The organism is Segatella copri (genome assembly GCF_051861805.1).
GTDB lineage: Bacteria > Bacteroidota > Bacteroidia > Bacteroidales > Bacteroidaceae > Prevotella > Prevotella copri_M.
The window spans coordinates 3,264,224-3,284,045 of record NZ_CP146520.1 but is presented as its reverse complement, the minus strand read 5'-3'; the positions used below and the strand labels follow the sequence as shown (position 1 = coordinate 3,284,045).

The window sequence follows — 19,822 nt, the reverse complement described above, 5'->3', positions numbered from 1 at the left end:
GTCTTGGATTTATCTTTTACGAAAGCTAGACAGTATTTTCTGGAATCAGAAAATTATTGTAACATGAGTTTGCCGAAATATATAGAATTTGGTGATATTCTGTCTTTTGTTCAAAAACAAGTCAAAAACAAAGAATTGGAAGACATATTGGCAAAACCCAAAGTTATGCCTTCTAGTTTTGAAGGCGTAAACTATAAAATTTTGAAGAAAAAGGATGCTATGTATTCTTATCGTTCTATGCAATTGGCGAATCCTTTTCTTTATTATTTGTTGGTTAAAAAAATGACAACAGAGAGTGCATGGAATGAAATATTAACTCGCTTTAAAAAAATCTCCGTTCCACAAATAGAAGTTGCTGGTATTCCAAAAGTAAAATCAGAATCCGACAAATCGCATCAAGCTGCCGCTGTATCTTTTTGGTGGGAAGGAATGGAACAAAGAAGCTTAGAATTGGCTTTACAATATCGATATATGTTGGTAACAGATATTACTAATTGCTATCCTTCAATGTACACTCATTCTATTGCATGGGCGATGATGGGTAAGAATAAGGCTAAGCTTAAAAAAGGAAAACATGGACTTTTAGGGAATGTAATCGATGCGTATATTCAGGGAATGCAAAATGGACAGACAAATGGAATTCCTCAGGGAAGTACGTTATTTGACTTTATTGCTGAAATGATATTGGGCTATGCAGATAAAATTCTTAGCTTGAGAATTAGAAGAGAGAAAATAGAAGATTATAAGATTCTTCGATATAGAGATGATTATCGTATATTTGCTAATTCTAAGGAACAAGTTGAACGTATAGCTTTTTTGCTTCATGATGTCTTAGGTGAATTTAATCTACAGCTAAATTCAAAGAAGACAAAATTTTCAGAGGATATTATTACAGATTCTATCAAACCAGATAAAATAGGTTATTTATCAGCATCTCCGTTTTATCATAAAAGCCGACACCGTGTATTGACTTTGGCTTCATGCTTACAGCAAGAAGCACTCTATATACAACAGTTCGGAAAACATTATCCTGACTCAGGAACATTAGTAAAGTTGCTGAATTCGTTTGCAAAAAGAATGGTGAAAAAGTTCACAGAGCAGGAGAATGCTTTGGTCTTGATTTCTATCTTCACCGATATTGCATTGGAAAGTCCCAAAACATATCGGAATGTTTTGCAAATAATCAGCTTCTTATTGGATAAATTCTCAACTACAGATGAATGCGAAAAGATAGTAGAGTTTATTTATAAGAAGTTTCAGAGACTAACTAATATTGGCGAATTGCAAATATGGTTACAGAGAATCACTTTTAAGTTGCCTCATCCGATTGAGTATTCGGAAAAAATATGTAAAATCGTAGCTAATATTCCAGACGTACATCTTTGGAATAATGAATGGGTGAAAGCAAGTTTTAAGGCTGGTTTTCCGGAAACCAGTATTTGTAATGATGAGTTGAGGGACGAGTTAACTCCGATAATCGATATAGAAGAGGTTTCTCTCTTTGATGAATATGTATAAAAAGAATATATAAATCTTTATGTGATATGAATGAATTTATTTCAAATTCCCCACATGGTAAAGATTTCTTTGAGGGAAAATCACAGCAGTTAGTTGTCAAGGCTATATATGAGTCTATTAATAATGTGAAGAATCTGCCTCATATTATTGGACTAGAAGGTGACAGGGGTTCAGGTAAGTCAAATGTAATCAAGCAACTTTCTGATATATCAGGTTTTGATAGGAGTTACTATTTCTTTACGTATGATGCTTGGGGGCATCAAGAAGACTTGCAACGTAGATCTATCCTAGAAGTACTTACAACTGAACTCATCAAGAAAGAGTTCTTAGTAGGTAAAGGTAAAGTTAGGCTTCGCAATGGAGATGAAAAAGAAGATAGCTGGAATTCACTACTTAGTTTGTTTAATAGATTGGGATAAGTTGTATGATTTTCTTTAATAATCAACACGTAGAAATGAAGTTTTTGAATCTATCTGCCATAAAGAAATCTTATAATGCTTGTAAGAAGAATTTTTTTAAGTTTCTTACACAAGCAGAAAACATACTGCCATATTATTATAGTTTAATAGCTTGTGTGATATTCTTGTGGCTTGCGGAATCATATATAACAAGTGCTCTGGGTATATTGAATGCTTGGTGTGTTTGTGATTTGAATAAAACGGCATTTGGATGGATTGTCTTCTTCTCTGTAAGTTTGTATATTGGAGTATCCATATGGAAATATGTAAGGAGAGGACTTTATGTATCACATCGGTATCTGTGTTGGTGGAGTATAGGACTAACATATTACCTGTATTATAGACTATTATCCTCTCATTTTCTTTTTTGGGGTATCAATGTCTTAGGCATGAATATAGCATATTTGGATTTGCTTGTTCCTGCATCTTTGACTCTTGTTATTTTGAAAATTCTTAATTCAGTTAAGGAAACTGAACGATCTTCTGGCGGTAACATACTGAGCGATGAACCTATAAGTGACATAGAATTCGATTTGTTTGGCTACAAGGATATTGTAAAGTATCTAAAAGGAGATTTAGAATCTGTCAATGTGACAGAACATGCTTTTAGTGTTGGTATTACGGGAGAATGGGGAACAGGAAAGAGTTCTTTTCTTAATATATTTGAGAAGTCAATAGATGATTCTAATAGTATCGTAGTGCGTTTTTATCCGCGTAGCTCCACTAAGCCTGATAATATACAAGATGATTTCTTCGATGTATTTTCTGAAGCCATAAGAAAATACCATACAAGCATATCTGGTACAATAACGAGATATATTCGAGCTTTAAAGTTAGTAGAAGGTGAAGGACTATTTAATAGGCTTACTGATGTTTTCGAGTCTTTTAATGTCGAAGATGAAAGAAACCGAATCTGTGAGGCTATTTCTAAAATTGGCAGAACAATATATGTCATTATAGAAGACCTCGATCGTTTGTCTGGAATAGAATTGCTTGAAGTGTTGAAATTGATAGATCGAAATGGTGCTTTCTGCAATGTTATCTATATGTCCGCTTATGACAAACAATATGTCAATAGTGTGTTGAAACAAACTTTAGGTCATCAGATTGATGGTGATTTTACAGACAAATATTTTTGTTATGAACTTCCGTTACCTGTTCAAAAAACTTGGGTCATCAAAAGCTATATAGCCAAATATCTTCGGGAACATACCCTATCCATTTCGAATGATATGACTTATAGCAAAGAACTTGCTGGAGAATGGGAAAAAGTTGGAAGTATGGTAGTAATGACATTGGGAACTATCAGACATGTAAAAAGGTTTATTAATCTGTTCATGTCTCGGTATGTTCATGTTATGGATGACGTTAATGTGGGCGATTTTCTCTTGCTGACTTTAATCAGATATTCAAACATCACAATCTATAATGCTATTGTAAATTGTCAATTTGTGCGAAGAGGCGGTTTCATGAGTGGAAGTGAGACCACCATGTATCTTGTTCAAGGCTATGAGAAAGTGCTCGAAGAATTAGGTGCAAATGAAAATGCCATTACTATAGTTAAAGAATTGTTCCCTATACAAGACGGAAGTCGAAGCGAAGAGAATGGTTATAAACGTTTGAGAAGAGCAGCTTCTTTTGACCTTTACTTTTATGATAGGTATAGCTATAAAATCTATTATAAGGATATAGCACCAATCTTTGAAGAAAAAGATGATGATAGTGCTTTAGCTTATTTTGGCGAGCTAATGAGTCAAAAGACTAATTGGAGTATGGTTGAAGAATATCTTCGCTATAGAGGTTTGGATTGGATTACTAACGGAGGCTTATTGAGAAGGTATATTAAACTCATCATTCTTGCTTATCATAAAACAGATAGAAATCTTAATTATTATGCTTCTTTTGTTAGGCTTTTCTTCAAATATTCAGAAGAGGAGTTTGTAAAACTCAAAGCGGTGGAAAATTCGGAACAGTATTCTGAGTTGCTATATGATTGCCTTGATGAAATGACAAAGACTTGCCATGTATCTATAGGTGCAATGCTTATCAGTATTCTTGATGGGTTTAGAAAGAACACAGAGAAACCAAGCGAATGTGTTTTGAAAGATAATCAATATACAGATTTGGCCTTGAAAGCATTGAAGGCTTACACAGAACAGACAAATATAGTAATAGACCCATTTATTTCCATGCAATTGTCTGTGATACATCCTATTGGAGAACAAGGAATTTTGGAAAAATCGAGTAAGTTTATTACAGATAAGATTAATGCCAATATCAAGGCTTATGCATCTTCCATGTTTACATCTACCATTAGAAGTACTGGTAAGGAATTCTCATTGATATTATCATTGCGAGAGCCGGAAATGTTAAGCCAGATTTTTTCCGATTGGAATACAAAATTCCCTAAGTGGATAAAGAAACTGCCAACAAAAGACATGCAATATGTTTTCAATGAGTTGTTTGAAGCTCATAAGCGATATGAAAATGTAGTTGTCAAGGCTTTAGAAAACACTTATGCCCATAATGATTACGCTGGTTTTAAAAGAGCCATTGAGAATAACAAAAAGCAAGAACGGGTAGCCAATAAAACAGAACAAGTGTTTGACTTTATTGCCAGGCATAATGAAGTTACAACTGCAAATATAGCAGAAGCCTTAGATATGCCGAAGACACATGTATTACGCATTGTAAAAAAATTAATGAAAGATAAACGAATAGAAGCTTTTGGTGCACCAAAACTTCGAAAATATAAACTGACAAAGGCATGAGAATAATTCATTTTTCTGATTTCCATCTGCAAGGAGGGAAAATCTTAATACTACATAAAATCAATGCTGAAAAGTTACTTGATGCGTTGAGAAAGGTCAACAAGCAAAAGAAAATAGACTTGGTTGTATTTGGTGGAGACTTGATAGACCGTGGCGGAGAATCATTTAGCTCCCCAACAGAAGGTTTCAAAACTTTTGAAGAAATTGTTCTGCTACCTATCAAGAGTGAACTCGGTCTTACTAACGAACATATTATCATTGTTCCAGGAAATCACGACAAAGATGTTTCCTTGTTGACGAAAGGTGCTGACAGTTTGATGAAATCCTTAGGTACGGAGACAAAGGTAATGAAATTCTTATTCTCTGACAATTCTGCAAATGAGAACATGAAAGGCATGTTGGCATATTATGCTTTTCGAGACGCTTTTTACAATGGAATTGCAGAGTATTCTAAATCTGAAACAGATTTTGCTTCCTGTCTAAAAAATCAAATTGAAGGAAAGAAAATCGGTATAGCAATGCTGAATACTGCTTGGGGATGTACCGCAAAATCAGGAGAAGAAGTACTGTTGGGAAATGCTCAAGTAATGGAAGCTTTAGATACTATAAAGGATTGCGACATCAAAATAGCAGTCATGCACCATGATATATCTGCTCTTATTGAGTATGATAGAAATGCGGTCAAACAACCAATCATGTCAAACTTTGATTTATTGCTTACTGGGCATATACATGGTGACGATTCTAATTATTTGGAAATCCCAAGTGGCGATTCTATCATCCGTTCTGGAGTAGCTGGTATCACAGTCAACAATAATGATGAGACCGATGAACAGTATAAGAATGGTTTCCATGTAATAGATATTAATGTTGACATGCCAACTGATGTCGCTATTGCCAAATATATTCAAAATAGTCAGTATGATTTTGAAGTTGATAAAGCATTTGGAGAAGATGGAACGTGGTGTCCAAACAAAAGGGTTGCCTTATTTGAATCCCTTGAAAATTGGATAAAAAGGAGTCATCAACCTTATACATATATGACAAATGAAAAGGTCGATTCATATATACAAGTACTGAAGAACCCATCCAACAAGATTGTTAAAATTGTCGCATTCTCTGGGTATGGAAAAACTAGAATGGTTTACGAAGCGTTCAAAAATTTAAATTTTTCCAAAAATTGCTATTATTGCAATGCCGTAAATGGGGATGTCGCAGTAATCTTGAAACAATTCAATGTACGTTGTCAAAAGATAACAGATGGCGAAGGATTGATAATTATAGATAATTGCAACAGTGAATTGCAATACAGAGTACTGCAAGATTATGATAATTTCAATTATGGGCATATTCGCCTTATCCTTACCTCCAATGCTGTAAATGAAAGAAATAGTGAGGCAAAAATCAAGGAAATCCGATTGGAAAGGGATATTTTAAGGAAAGAAGTAAACGAATATGTAGATGACCATATTCCTGAGGGAAATTCAATAATCAGAGAAAATATTAAGAATATTGCCGATGGCTTTCCAACAATGGCATTAAGTCTTGTGGATGAATTTCAATCTGAAAACAAAATAAATATTCATACCGTAGATACACTGATTGAGCGCATGGTATCACATGATACAGGACTTTCAGATGAGCAACAAACGGCATTGCAGGCATTGGCGCTTTTTCAGCCATTACCGTACAAGCAAGGAACGCAATCCCATCCTGTCTATAATAAGATTATAGAAAACTCGATTTTATTACCATTAGCATCTACAGATGCGAATTACCGTCATACAATAGTAAATACCACAATTGAAAAATGTAGGAATACATTTATAGAAGTTGGAATGGAAAATCTGAATGTTAGACCATACCCTTTAGCATTATGGTATGTGGACAAGTGGTTCGCAGGCTGTGGAAATCAACTTGATGATTTAATTGATTATGTTGAATCTTTGCCAGAAACAGAAGGTAGGACTTTAAAATCTTGCCTATGCAAAAGGATGGAAGCCGTGGATGATAGTCCTTACGCACAAAAAATTGTTGAAAGATGGGCGCAAGACCGTTCTTTTATCAATGAGAAAGTGATTCTTTCCGACATGGGTTCACGTCTCTTTCTCGCCATGTCGCATGTGAATCCTGTCGCTATTGCAAAAGGATTATATGATTTCTTTGAGAAAAAAGATGCTCAGTGGTTGCATGATAACATTACTGATTATATAAGACGAAATTATGTAAACACGCTTGAAAAACTTTGTTTTTCTAAAAGCAGTTTTGAATATGGTATTGTGCTCTTGGCAAAATTTGCTTTAGCAGAGAATGAGGAGTGGGGCAATAATGCCACTGGACAGTTTGTGCAAATTTTCAATATTCTTTTGCCAGGAACAGAAGTTGATTATGCTGAACGAGTTAATGCTTTGCGTATGTTACTGGCTAGTTCTGCTCAATATGAAGAACTAGTTATAAAGGCTGTTGATACGGCATTCAAAAACGGAAGTTTTAGTCGTATGAATGGGGCTGAGGAATTCGGCCTGAAAATAAAACAAGACTATTATCCCAAATCTTCTGATGAAATTAGGGAATATTGGTATGCTTGTCGTGACCTGTTGCTGCAAATACTGGAACAGAAAAAATATGTATCTAAAATTAGCAAAATTATAGAAACCCATTATTATACATGGACAAGCAATCCTTTACGATTTAATTGCATTATGCTTCCGCTAGTCAATAAGATTTTATATCTTAGACACAATAAATGGCTGGAATTATATGACAGTCTGTTTAGAATGTCATTGGATGCTGATTTTGACAAGGATTATCAAGGAACCAAGAAAGAGATTCTTTGCTTAATAGATAAGTTAAGACCTGATAGTTTTTCCAACAAACTTTACGAAGCATGGCTGAAAAGTCAAATGGATTTCAAATTATCAGAAGAAGAGATAGTACAAAGGCACATCGACTTGTATGGGCAAATAGCTGTGGAATTTGTTTCCGAAGATATCTATACGAATTACTTGGAAATAAAATCAATATTAGATTTGGATATTTACATAGATTCCTTCTTTTTCAAGAAAATGTCTGAAATGATGGATACTGAATCGATGACTATTTTATTCAACAAAATTCTAGAATATGTTATTGAAAACAATGGAGAATGTGAAAAAAGTAGATTAAGCCAATTTGTCACAGAACTGTCGGATAGAATAGAGAATACTGAATTCTTGGAGAAAATATACTCTATGCATTATGAAAAACTTTATGTCGAATTATTATCTAAGAAAGAAGATGATAGGCTGACCATATTACATCATTTTGAAAATATGGCGGAGAAGGAACAGTTATCTATAGACTTCTTTCCAATTTATTTGAATAGTCTGAGATTTATGAATTCCCAACAGGCAGTTTCGTTGTTGCCGTGGTTAAATGACAATTTACAAAATCATGTGGATGAAGTATATTCCTTTATGCAACGATACAGATATGTAATCTATCCTTTAATGGAAAAGGATGAACATATCATGAATATAATGAAAAGTTTACTTCTGAAATATCCCTTAAAGCAAGAGACTAAGTTTGATGGTTATTGGTATTCACATACTGTTATGACAATTTTAGAGAGTCGGCATGATGAGAACTTTGCTCAGCAGATAAATTTAAAATTCATGGAAGAAAAAGACAGTATGTTAGATAGTAAGTATGTTAATACAATATATAAAATATTATTATCTAAAGAATACATTGATTGTATTTGGAATGAATTCTCTCGTGCTCTCTATAAAGAGGAATATTTCATCTTCTATATGAACGTTCGCTATGACATAGGTTCTGGATTCGGTTTTGGAAATGGATATATGTTCAATGATAATGATGAGAAAATTAAGAACCTATGTATTCAACATCCAGATAAAGTTCCACATAGAATTGCGGAATTGGCTCCGTGCTTTGAATATGCTGGAGAGGGAGAAAATAGAACTGTTGTAGGCTTCAGTCAAATAATCATGTGGTTGATAGATAACTTTGGAGAAGATAAAATGGTCTTGCAAGGCATTCATGCAAATCTTCATTCTTTTCACTGGACAGGTTCGCTTATACCTTATTACAACAGAAATATTGCTTGTTTCAAGCAACTCCTTACACATCAAAAAATGGAAGTGCGTGATTGGGCAAAAACATGTTTAGAGCTGGAAGAAAAAGATTTAAAGCAAGAGCTTGGTAATGAGGAGTTTGATGTAATGCATTACAATTTATAAAGTTATGGAAGAAAAGCTATTGTATAAATATCGAAGTATAGAGAAAGATTGTTTTGAAAGAGACTTGAAAGCTTTGAAAGAAAACTATTTCTGGGCTTCGGATGTTGAGCATTTGAATGATGATCGAGAATGTTTTTACAATGCTCAAATTATATTAAAACAATTAGATGGTTTAAAGTTTTCTTTCCCTGGCTGTTCTAAATCTATCAGCAATGTGGAGAAACAACTAAGAGGTCTTATAGAGAAAGTAAAGACTATTGGTGTGTTTTCTTTGAGCAGAAATCCTCATATACCTTCTATGTGGGCATTGTATGCTTCTGAACGTAAGGGCTATTGTATCATCTATCGTGAAAACAAACTTATGGAATATACTGATGGAGTATGTTTATCAGATAAGAACTTGCTAGATGTTGTATATGCGCCATCAGCACCAGCTTTGGATTTCCGAGATTTCAATAATCAAGATTTGATGACGAAATTAGTAGCAACAAAAGAACAGAGTTGGAGTTATGAAGAGGAAACAAGAATTATCACCGATACTCCCAAAGAACATATGTATGTATCTTCTGCCTTGTACGGCATTATCTTTGGTTCCCAAATGTCAGAGAGTGATAAACATAGAATAAAAGACATGCTTATTGGGCGAAATATAAAGTTCTTCCAACTTAGACATAAGGAAAATGATTATGGCTTTGAACATATATTAGTCGATGAATTTATGGTTGATTCGTCTTTGTCGGATGATAAATACAATTTCATTAATAAGAGCATGCCTGTCGTTGATAATTTCTTTGTAAAGCTAAACTTCACCCCATCTTCAAATAAAGAAATCGAAGATTTTGTTCGCGGGTTTATAAAGAAACATTCTGACAGACAATGCAATATCTACATTCATGACAAAAATGTTGATATGGCGAAGTTTGACGATGATTATCACAATTATGATTATCTTCAAAAGCATCTTATTGCTGAAAAGTATTTAGACTCTGATGATTTGTTTTTCAACAAGGAGTATAAGTCGTAAGCTAAAATAAGTAACAATGAACACAAACACTCAAATAGACAAGATAGATAAAGTACTCTCGAAAATTTCGGGCAAGGAGATGAAAGCCTTTGTGTGGCAGTATGCAGCCACGCATGAGGACTTTGCTACCGCTTTGGTGGAAAAATATTGGAAACCAGAGCGTGGTAATTATAAGGAGCAGGTGGAGGCTTGCTTTGCCCATGCTGGTGTGCTGGGCAAGCGATTCGGTTACCCCCAATTTGACTGGAGAAAGATTGAGCAAGACCTGGCTGCAATGATGAGGAAAGCCAAGAGCATGAAGAAGAAAGGAAATCTGATTGATGCTGCCGAAGGCATTGAAACTGTCTGGTGATAAGGAATGGCTGATATTATTTCAAGAGTTATCTGGGAAGCATTCTATAGTCATGTTAAGTATTGAATGTTAAGTGTTGATTTTTGAAGACTAATTATTGAAGAAATAATTTCTTTAGAATGAAGAAAATAGAACTTTTTGATTACCAAGAGGATATGAAAGCACGGATAGAGAAGGCTTTGTGCCTTCACCGTTCCGTTATGGCACAGATGCCGACTGGAACAGGTAAGACATACCTGTTAACAGCAGTCATAGACTCTTTCGTGAGAGCTAATCCTAAGGCGAAAGTATGGATTGTTGCCCATAGAAGGGAGCTGGTATCCCAGATTGATGAAACCGTAAGGAAGTTTCATTCTTATTCCTCAGCTACCTCTTCTCTGTTGTCATCCGTCAAGCCGATGTCAATTCAGTGGCTGATGAGACACTATGACGAGATAGAGGAAGAGCCGGGGATGATTGTGATTGACGAGGCGCATCATGCGCTTGCCAAGACCTATAAGGAGATGTGGGAGAGATTCCCGAAGGCTAAGTTCCTGGGACTGACGGCTACACCTTGCCGATTGAATGGTAAGGGTTTCACAGACCTGTTTGATGTGTTGGTGCAGTCGTGGGGTGTTCCTGAGTTTATCAGCAAGGGAAGATTGGCTACATACGATTTTGTGAGCATCAAATCGGATGGGGTGACGCAACGGCTCATCGACTCCTTGCAGAAGCGAGGTGCAGATGGTGACTACCAGAACAAGGAAATGGATATGTTGCTGAATAAGAAGCCGAGCATCGAAAGGCTCTATCGGAGCTTGGAAGAATTTGGTAAGGACAGAAAGGGCATCGTGTATGCTATCAATATCAGTCATGCTCAGAAAATCGCAAAACTGTATCAGGAACATGGCGTGAAAGCCATTGCCATAGACTCGAAGACTCCTGCCACGGAAAGACAGCAAGACATTGAAGCCTTCAAGAATGGTGACATCCAAGTGCTGGTGAATGTGGACATTTTCTCGGAGGGATTTGACTGTCCGGATGTGGAGTTTGTACAGTTGGCTCGACCTACGCTGTCGCTTGCCAAGTACCTGCAGATGGTGGGACGAGGACTGCGAGTTGCCAAAGGAAAGAAGAACTGCGTGATTATAGATAATGTGGGACTGTATCGGGTGTTCGGGTTGCCTTCGCAGGTATGGAACTGGAATGCGATGTTTGAGGGAAAGCTGAAAGTTGGCAAGAAAAAGGAGACAGCCAAGGAAAGAGAGTTTTTCCTGATGAGCAAGGTGCAAGACTGTATTCAGATTCATCCAGGATCGGAAATGATGATGGTGATGAGCCATGAGGAATTGCTCCAAACGATACAGTATCGTGAGTTTGTGGATAGCAAAGGGGAGTTTGCCATCATCAAGCTGCCTGATGGAAAGATGACGGTAGTGAACCGACAAGGAGAACAAGTACTGGAGCCAGGCGATTACTATGACATGAAACTGCTGGATGGCAACATCCTGTTCTACCGCCCTCGCAGAAAGGCGAAATGCTATTATGACCTATTGGCAAAAGCTGTCATCGACGACGGCACTGACGTAGCAGGGGCTCCCCAGGTTGTCAACATCAAAGGATGGGAGTTTATAGAATATAACGACATCTTCATGTCTCGAACCCAAGAAGAATTTTCTTTGCCCTATCGTCCTTCACAATATGATTTTCTGAATTATGGGTATTATATGATATACAGATCCAGACTTTCTGCTACCGGTTGTCAAGTATGGTACTATTATGAGGGTAGTGAAGGGAAGATGCGCTTGGGTCATGAAGAGAGCAGGAATGTGTGTTTCCTGCGTAATGATTACGAGCATGTGTATTGGTTATGTGCCATTCTGTATGGTGAACGTATTGTTGTCATGGACAGCAAAGAGGACTACTACCTGGTAGATTCAAGTTTGAAGAAGACCTATATAGGGTGCAATCAGCCAAAGAATGAAAATGAAGATTTGAATTTTGTCATGCCTCGGATTGGCAAGAAATACTATCAAGAGGCGATGTTACAGAAGAAGGAAATGGAAGCAAGTGAGTTGCTTCTTTTGCATGAGAAGTCAGAGGCAGGTCATGTGGAATTGTATCAGGCCGGAAAGAAATGGGGCTTAAAGGTAGATGGTAAAGTTATCGTGCCACCCCTCTACCACCATATAGCGCTACCTGTCGGTGCCTATTGCGCCTTTGAACAGATACCCAGACATTGGGGTGTTATGACATTAAATGGAAAAGTGATTGTTGATGCCAAATATGAAAAGGTGGAGATTCGTGATAATGGAATCGCCGTGCTAACAGGCATCCTGGGCAAAACACAGACCATCCATCTGAAATAGCGGAGGATATTCAGCTTTTCAGAAATGTTCAATTAACCCACATTGCAGTCACCCGTCATGTAACTCCCTGATTTCCAATGTCCGGATTTTACCAGCCAGGGCATCGTCTGGGAAGAGTTTGACAACCAGGACGATGAGGGCGATAAGTACTGCCAGTGGTATGACAGAAATGAAAGGATGTGGACTAGCTGGCTGCTGCGGTGGGCAGGATGCCTGATTCTCTGCAGCTTGAGACTTATATTGTACTTTTCCTGCAAAGGTAGCAAAAAATCCTAGATTACGCAAGAAAAGGTATAATATGTTGTTCTTTTTATAAAAAATTATAAGTTCCTTGGATTTTTCTTGGCTATTTTTCTTTTGAACTACTAAACGTAATTGCAACTATTTTTCTCCGTTTTTATGCAGATTCTTACAGAAAAGTAAGCGAAAATGATAAAAATGCAGCAAAAAGCAATAATTTTTGGAATTTTATGCTTGATATTGTAGAAAAAGTCTTACCTTTGCAGCGGATTTGAGAAGATAAGCAGTTTCCGGCCGTCAGAAAGGTGAGGAATCATCGGGCAGGGAATGTGCATCTGGCTCATCCGTAGATTCACTTATAACAACTTTATAAATTAAAAGATTCGATTATGAAAGTAGCAATTGTTGGTGCAAGTGGCGCAGTAGGACAGGAATTTTTGCGTATCCTTGCCGAGAGAAATTTCCCTATGGATGATTTGGTGTTGTTTGGTTCTGAGCGTTCTGCCGGACGAAAATACAACTTCAAGGGAAAGGACTATGAGGTCAAACTTTTGCAGCATAACGATGACTTTAAAGATGTCGATATTGCTTTCACATCTGCTGGTGGCGGCACTTCTGAGGAGTTTGCCGAGACTATCACCAAGTATGGTGCCGTGATGATTGATAACTCTAGCGCATTCCGTATGTGCGACGACGTGCCTCTGGTTGTGCCTGAGGTAAATGCTGAGGATGCCTTGAACCGCCCTCGCAACATCATCGCCAACCCTAACTGTACCACCATCATGATGGTAGTAGTGTTGAAGCCTATCGATGACTTAAGCCATATCAAGAAGATCCATATCTCTTCTTATCAGAGTGCTTCAGGTGCTGGTGCTGCAGCCATGGCTGAACTTGAGCAGCAGTATAAGGATATCCTCGAGACTGGTAAGACCGATCATATCAATAAGTTCCCTCATCAGTTGGCATATAATGTCATCCCACAGATTGACAAGATGACTCCTAACGATTACACCAAGGAGGAGATGAAGATGTTTAACGAGACCCGCAAGATCATGCACTCTGATGTTCGCACCAGTGCTACCTGCGTTCGCGTTTCTTCACTTCGTTCTCACTCAGAGAGTGTTTGGTTCGAGACAGAGAAGCCATTGGCAGTAGAGGACATCCGCAAGGCTTTGGAGGCTGCTCCAGGCGTAACTGTAAAGGATGATGCTCAGAACTACGTTTATCCAATGCCATTGGAGAGTGCCGGTAAGGACGATGTATATGTAGGTCGTATCCGCAAGGATTTGGCTGATGACAATGGTAACACATTGTGGTTGACTGGTGACCAGATTCGTAAGGGTGCTGCCTTGAACGCAGTTCAGATTGCTGAGTACTTGATTAAGGTGGGCAACGTAAAGTAATTACATGCTGGAAAGATTCAAACTTTTGCTCCAGGAGATGAACCGGGGCATTTATGAAAAAAATACTGAAATTTCGCTCTCGCTTCTTGCCGCTCTGGCAGGCGAGAGCGTTATTCTTTTAGGCCCTCCGGGTGTGGCGAAGAGTATGGTGGCCAGACAGTTGAAGACGGCGTTCAGGGATGCTCGGAGTTTTGAGTATCTGATGTCGCGATTCTCTACGCCCGATGAAATCTTCGGTCCGGTGAGCATTCAGAAACTGAAGACTTCGGATACTTACGAGCGTGCGGTGGAGGGGTATCTGCCTACTGCCGATGTGGTTTTCCTGGATGAAATCTGGAAGGCGGGTCCTGCTATCCAGAACACGCTCCTCACGGTGATTAATGAGAAAATCTTCAGAAATGGCAATCGCGAAATGCATCTCCCTCTGAAACTTCTCGTGGCGGCTAGTAATGAGCTGCCGGCTAAGGGAGAGGGATTGGAGGCGCTTTGGGACCGATTCGTGATTAGAATAGAGAGCCGACCGATTAAGCTGGAGAAGAATTTTCGTGCTATGCTGCTGGAATCTCACGCAGATTTCTCTGGTTCTACTGGGGCTTTGGGGCACGCAGATTTCGCAGATAACGCAGATTTTTCTGATTTGAAGATTACTGCTGAGGAGTATGCTGAATGGGCGGAGAAAATCTGTAAGATTGGCGTGAAGGAGGAGGTGCTTGATGCAATTTCCGCCATCCGTAAATCTCTGAGAGCCGTGAATGTGGATGAGGCTGCCGAGCGCAGAAATATCTATGTGAGCGACCGCCGATGGAAAAATATCGTTCGCCTGCTTCGCACTTCTGCCTTCATGCAGGATAGGGAAGAGGTGGATATCTGCGACCTGCTTCCTATCTACCATTGTCTGTGGCAGGAACCGGAAGAGCGGGATGCTATCCGAAGCATCGTAATCCGGGCACTCTTTGCTCCCTTTGCCGAACGGCTGGTGGAGATGAAGAATGCGCTTGCCGAGGATATTAAGTATCATCGGGTTCGCAGGAATCCTGAGAATGGCAGAGATTACGAGGGGGAAATCGAAACCCTTTCGGATGGCTTGACTTCGCTGGAAAGGCAGTTGGGCGAGAATCTCTTCGTGTCTTCGGATGATAAGGCTGAAATTTCGGCTTATCTCCGTGATTTCTATAAGGAGTTGGCGTTTACTCGACAGGATACGATGAAGCTTTATGAGGCATAATACGATGAAACTTTATGAGGTTTAATCGCCTCCTATTACTTATACATTATTATATAGAAGACTCAAAACATTATGAACGAACAGAAAATATTGACTCCTGAATTGGAGACACGTGTTCACCAGGCAGTGGAGAATTTTATGCAGGGCTATGGCTGTTGCCAGTCGGTGGTGGCTGCCTTTGCCGATTTGTATGGTCTTGATGATGAGATGGCGAAGCGCATTGGTGCCGGCTTCGGTGGTGGAGTTGGCAGAATGAGAATGATGTGTGGAGCCGTTTCGGGCATTGTGGTGCTTGTGGGCTTGGATTGCGGACAGACCGAGGGGGATGACCGCGAGGGCAAATCGGCCTGCTACAAGGTGGTGCAGGATTTGTTAGCCAAATCGAAGGAGCAGAATGGCAGTATCATCTGTGCCGAGATTCTGGGCTTGAAGGGGCATGAGAAGGCGCAGTCCAGCTATGTGGCTTCGGCAAGAACGGCAGAATACTACAAGTCTCGTCCTTGCGCTGCCAAAGTGGAGAGTGCTGCAAGAATCTTCGCAGAATATCTGATGGAGAAAGAGATGGCTTAGTCTTCCTATAATATATAAGAAGCTTTTTACCAATTGGGTAAAAAATATCGGATAAGATGAAATACCAGAATAACAAGGATTTGGCGGAAGCGCAGTATTACTTGAAGATGTTGGACGACTTCTGCAAGTCGGGGCAGGTGAAGATTCCTGATCCGACTGGCGCAGCCATGCCTTGGAATTTGAAGGAAGACCCGCTGAAGGATTATCTGATTCATCTCTTTACCCTGAAAGTGACGATTCCGGAAACTGGTGAAGAGGTGCAGAAATTCATGCGTCAGGTGGTGAATAGCAAAATCAAGAGCAAGGTATTCTATGATTGTGTGGGAAAGTTCATCGTGGAATGCGTTCATCACATGCGATTCCAACGCCAACGTGCCTGGACCGAAAGTCATCGGGCTGATGATGTGCTCGACTGGACTCCCTTTAAGAGAATGGATGAGCAGGTGTGGCTTCCGCTCATCGACCAGTTGGAGCAGGAACACCGGGAGGATGGATTCGATAAGTCTTTCTTCCTGAAACTGATGGCTGGCGATGGAGCTTCGAAACCGGAAAACTGGGAGCGACTGGTAAGAGACTGGAAGGTGTGCATCGACCATCAGGTATTGAAGAAACTGAAGGATTTTATTTCTCTCCGTCAGAATAACTTCGAAACGGGACTGGTTCGCATGATGGACCAGATAACCCGCAACATGAAGACGAAGGGCGTTTCGGAGCAGCGAGCCGTGCAAGCCTGGGAACTGATGACGAACGGATGGACGGAAACGGAGTTTGAACGCCGCTTGAACCAGGTGAAGATTCAGGATAAATATCCAGAAATCAAGGAGATTGTGGCGAAGATGGGGCGTGTGGCAGATGCCAACGGCAAAGATAGGCTCACCATCGCTTCGGGGGTGGAGATGAAGATGGAGCATTCCGCTGGAAGCGACATCGAGGGCATTACCGTGGGCGATGATCTCAACTCACTTCTTCCGCTGGAGTTGGCGCAATACAGCGATGAGGATATGGAGGGGCTTTTTATCTATAAGTATCGAACCCGCAGGCTCCAGACTTTCCGTTACAAGAGCGAAATGTCGAAGCCTTCCCGAAAACTCGGCTTTACCCATGCTTCCCGAAAGGGTCCGATGATAGTTTGCCTGGATACTTCTGCGAGTATGTATGGAACGCCTGAAAGGATTTCTTCTACGCTGATTTCCCTGTTGGAAGAAACGGCAGAGGATTTGGAGCGGGATTGCTTTCTGATAGATTTTTCCGTAAGCACCCGTGCCATCGATTTGATGGCGAAGCGGAAGGCGGAGCGGTTGAAGAGGATTGGAATCACGGTTGTGGAAGCTCATGAATCAACCCATCTGCCTTTTATAGGTGGTGGAACTTCGGCAAAGAAGATGATGAGCCAGATGTTTGATTTGCTGGATAACGATGGTCTGCATTATGTGAATGCCGATGTGCTTTGGATTACGGATTTCCTGATTCCGAATCCGCCGCAGCAGATGTTGGCGAGGTTCAAGGAGTATAAGGAAACGGGCACCAGGTTTTATGGCATCCGGATAGTTCGGGATGATGACAAGGTGTCGAATGAATGGAAGGATTATTTCAACCGGATTGATACCATAAAGTATAGACCGTTGAGGAGGTATTAGAAATATAAACAGTTCGCCCTGTAAAGGCAAAAACTTTGTACTTTCCAGGTACTTAAAAGCTTTTGCCCTTACAGGGCGACATTCTTGCTTATGCGTAAACCCAGGGCGGTGCCCTGGGCTAGGAGCTTCTGCCCTTTCAGGGCGTGTGGGCAAAAAAACTTGCTTCTGCCCTTTCAGGGCGTATTGTTTGCGTTTCGTGTTTCCTTAAGTTTCCTTTTACTTATTTTGCATTTTCCAAAGCTTCCTTTTTCTGCGGAATCACCACCGAAGCTCCGATGCTGACGAGCAAGACGAGGATGATGAATACCAGCGAACTTACTGCATCAATCTCGAAGAAATCGTGGATGAGCATCTTCACACCGATGAACACCAGCAGCACGCTCACACCCACCTTCAAGTAGCGGAACTTATCGGCTATCGCTGCCAGCAGGAAGAAGAGGGCACGCAAGCCCAGGATGGCGAAGATGTTGGAGAAGAACACCACGAACGGGTCGAGCGAAACCGAGAATACGGCTGGAATACTGTCGAATGCGAAAATCAGGTCGCAGAACTCGATGAACACCACCGTCATTACCAGAGGTCCCAGATGCAGACGTCGCTGCATGAACTTCACCACCGGATGGTCGAGGGCGTTGATCTCTTCCTTCTTGTTCCTGTTCAAGAACATCTTGGCGCCGCTGTAAACCAGGAATCCTCCGAATATGAGCAATATCCAGGCGAATCGGCTGATGAGGGCAGCACCTGCAAAGATGAAGACGAAGCGAAGCACGATGGCTCCCAGAATACCCCAGTTCAATACGTGCTGGTAATCTTTCTTATCCACTCCGAACGAACTGAAGATCATCATCATCACGAAGAGATTATCCACCGAGAGCGTCTTTTCTATCAGATAACCCGAGATGTAAGAGATGGTCATGTAGTGGCGATATTGCTGCAGACTCCCTTCATAATCGTTCGGATCCAGTTTGAGATGAGAAGCATAGCGCGAGGCTATCAGCTTCAGGTCGTCGAAGTTCTCTATGCCGTGCACCATGTCGCCATGGAAGTAGATGAACACAGCGAAGGCGAGAGCGAGAATAATCCAGACTGCCGTCCAGGAGCCGGCTTCCTTGATGGAAACCACATGCGCCTTTCGGTCGATGACCAGCATGTCTAATACGAGTATGGCGGCGATGAATATCACGAAGCCCACCAAAAACATCGATTCAGTAAAAACATGTTCCATTTTTCTTTTTCCTTGTCTATTTTATATAATACCTAATTTTATAATCTAATCTTAATATTCATTTCATCTGTTGGAAACGTGGACGCAAAATTAGGAAAAATATCTGAAATAGCGAAAGTTATGAGGTAAAACTTAATTGAATTTAACGTGAAAGATGAGAATGTAATGGGTTTGTAATATCAGGAGTATGCCGAATACCTCCATATCTTTCGCCAACTGCCACAATGCAAAATCCCCATCTCCATATTTCGAAAGTAGAAAAAGATGCTTTCTTGATATGAGATGGGGCTCTTTTTAGATGTGAATAGCTTACTTCTTCTTGGTCAGCACATAGTGCTTAGCCATGGCGCCTTCAGGTTCGGTACCGAGAGAGTCGGTCATGATGAGACTGTTGGCATCCTTCACCTTGAAGTAAGTAGTCTCGCCGCTGGATGGGCGGGTGATTTCTACTACGTTGTTAGCCAATACCTTGAAGATACCGCTTGCTTCGTCGTGTCCATCCTTGCGCTCCAGATAGTCGGCTGAGTACTGGTAGGTACTGTCGGCATTGAGAGTCAATACAGTCTTGATTCCCGGGCAGTCGGCAGCAGGGAGAGTTCCCTCATAGGTGCCGGCGATGGAATCGAGCACGATATCGTTAGAATTGAGCGAATCATTTCCTGCATAGCTGAGGCTATCCTGATCAGCTCCCTGGCTATTTGTCTTCTTGCTATTGCAAGAGACAACTGACAATGCAGCGATAACGGCTGCTGTCAAAACTAATTTCTTTTTCATACTATACTGCTTTTTAAGTGAATTCTTTTTGCAAAA

At 40.2% G+C, this 19,822-nt stretch carries 13 protein-coding genes and 1 pseudogene; 11 read left to right on the top strand and 3 right to left on the bottom strand.

The features are described 5' to 3' along the window. The first annotated feature begins 3 nt into the window (after positions 1 to 3). From V8Z93_RS12995 to V8Z93_RS12965, 7 genes are all read left to right on the top strand, one after another. Positions 4 to 1,518 carry an RNA-directed DNA polymerase gene (locus V8Z93_RS12995; protein WP_439431751.1) on the top strand — a complete coding sequence of 505 codons (1,515 nt, stop codon included), beginning with the start codon at positions 4 to 6 and terminating at the stop codon, positions 1,516 to 1,518. Between the two features lie 26 nt (positions 1,519 to 1,544). Beyond that, positions 1,545 to 1,937: a P-loop NTPase fold protein gene (locus V8Z93_RS12990; protein WP_439431750.1), complete on the top strand. Its 393-nt coding sequence runs from the start codon at positions 1,545 to 1,547 to the stop codon at positions 1,935 to 1,937. Positions 1,938 to 2,365: 428 nt separating this feature from the next. After that, a complete protein-coding gene (locus tag V8Z93_RS12985) occupies positions 2,366 to 4,747 on the top strand; it encodes a P-loop NTPase fold protein (protein ID WP_439431749.1) in 2,382 nt (793 codons plus the stop codon). Beyond that, positions 4,744 to 8,988 (top strand): metallophosphoesterase family protein, encoded by a 4,245-nt coding sequence (locus V8Z93_RS12980; protein WP_439431748.1) that lies wholly within the window; start codon positions 4,744 to 4,746, stop codon positions 8,986 to 8,988. The genes V8Z93_RS12985 and V8Z93_RS12980 overlap by 4 nt, the downstream gene beginning before the upstream one ends. Before the next feature lie 4 nt (positions 8,989 to 8,992). Continuing rightward, positions 8,993 to 10,012 (top strand): DUF2971 domain-containing protein, encoded by a 1,020-nt coding sequence (locus V8Z93_RS12975; RefSeq protein WP_439431747.1) that lies wholly within the window; start codon positions 8,993 to 8,995, stop codon positions 10,010 to 10,012. Between the two features lie 16 nt (positions 10,013 to 10,028). Continuing rightward, complete coding sequence (locus tag V8Z93_RS12970; RefSeq protein ID WP_439431746.1) at positions 10,029 to 10,364, top strand: hypothetical protein; 336 nt, start codon at positions 10,029 to 10,031, stop codon at positions 10,362 to 10,364. A gap of 155 nt (positions 10,365 to 10,519) precedes the next feature. Next, on the top strand, positions 10,520 to 12,712 hold the full coding sequence (locus V8Z93_RS12965; RefSeq protein ID WP_439431745.1) for a DEAD/DEAH box helicase: 2,193 nt from the start codon (positions 10,520 to 10,522) through the stop codon (positions 12,710 to 12,712). Between the two features lie 48 nt (positions 12,713 to 12,760). Here V8Z93_RS12965 and V8Z93_RS12960 read toward each other — a convergent pair whose 3' ends face one another. Continuing rightward, positions 12,761 to 13,093, bottom strand: coding sequence for a hypothetical protein (locus V8Z93_RS12960; RefSeq protein WP_439431744.1), 333 nt, complete (start codon positions 13,091 to 13,093; stop codon positions 12,761 to 12,763). A 248-nt stretch (positions 13,094 to 13,341) separates the two neighbouring features. Here V8Z93_RS12960 and V8Z93_RS12955 point away from each other — a divergent pair, with 248 nt between their 5' ends. The 4 genes and pseudogenes from V8Z93_RS12955 (at position 13,342) to V8Z93_RS12940 (ending at position 17,787) form a co-directional block, all read left to right on the top strand. After that, positions 13,342 to 14,355, top strand: coding sequence for an aspartate-semialdehyde dehydrogenase (locus tag V8Z93_RS12955; RefSeq protein ID WP_203050384.1), 1,014 nt, complete (start codon positions 13,342 to 13,344; stop codon positions 14,353 to 14,355). Between the two features lie 4 nt (positions 14,356 to 14,359). Then, positions 14,360 to 15,403 (top strand): annotated as a pseudogene (locus V8Z93_RS12950) (AAA family ATPase); the annotation flags it as partial. A 279-nt stretch (positions 15,404 to 15,682) separates the two neighbouring features. After that, the gene (locus tag V8Z93_RS12945; RefSeq protein WP_439432862.1) at positions 15,683 to 16,150 is read left to right on the top strand and encodes a C-GCAxxG-C-C family protein; all 468 of its coding nucleotides are present in this window, start codon (positions 15,683 to 15,685) and stop codon (positions 16,148 to 16,150) included. 56 nt (positions 16,151 to 16,206) lie between these two features. Then, on the top strand, positions 16,207 to 17,787 hold the full coding sequence (locus tag V8Z93_RS12940; RefSeq protein WP_439431743.1) for a vWA domain-containing protein: 1,581 nt from the start codon (positions 16,207 to 16,209) through the stop codon (positions 17,785 to 17,787). Between the two features lie 220 nt (positions 17,788 to 18,007). On the opposite strand, the gene V8Z93_RS12935 is transcribed toward V8Z93_RS12940, so the two are convergent. Next, on the bottom strand, positions 18,008 to 19,012 hold the full coding sequence (locus V8Z93_RS12935; RefSeq protein WP_153097732.1) for a TerC family protein: 1,005 nt from the start codon (positions 19,010 to 19,012) through the stop codon (positions 18,008 to 18,010). 309 nt (positions 19,013 to 19,321) lie between these two features. Next, positions 19,322 to 19,786, bottom strand: a complete 465-nt coding sequence (locus V8Z93_RS12930) for a copper resistance protein NlpE (RefSeq protein ID WP_203041542.1) — start codon at positions 19,784 to 19,786, stop codon at positions 19,322 to 19,324. Between the last annotated feature and the right edge of the window lie 36 nt (positions 19,787 to 19,822).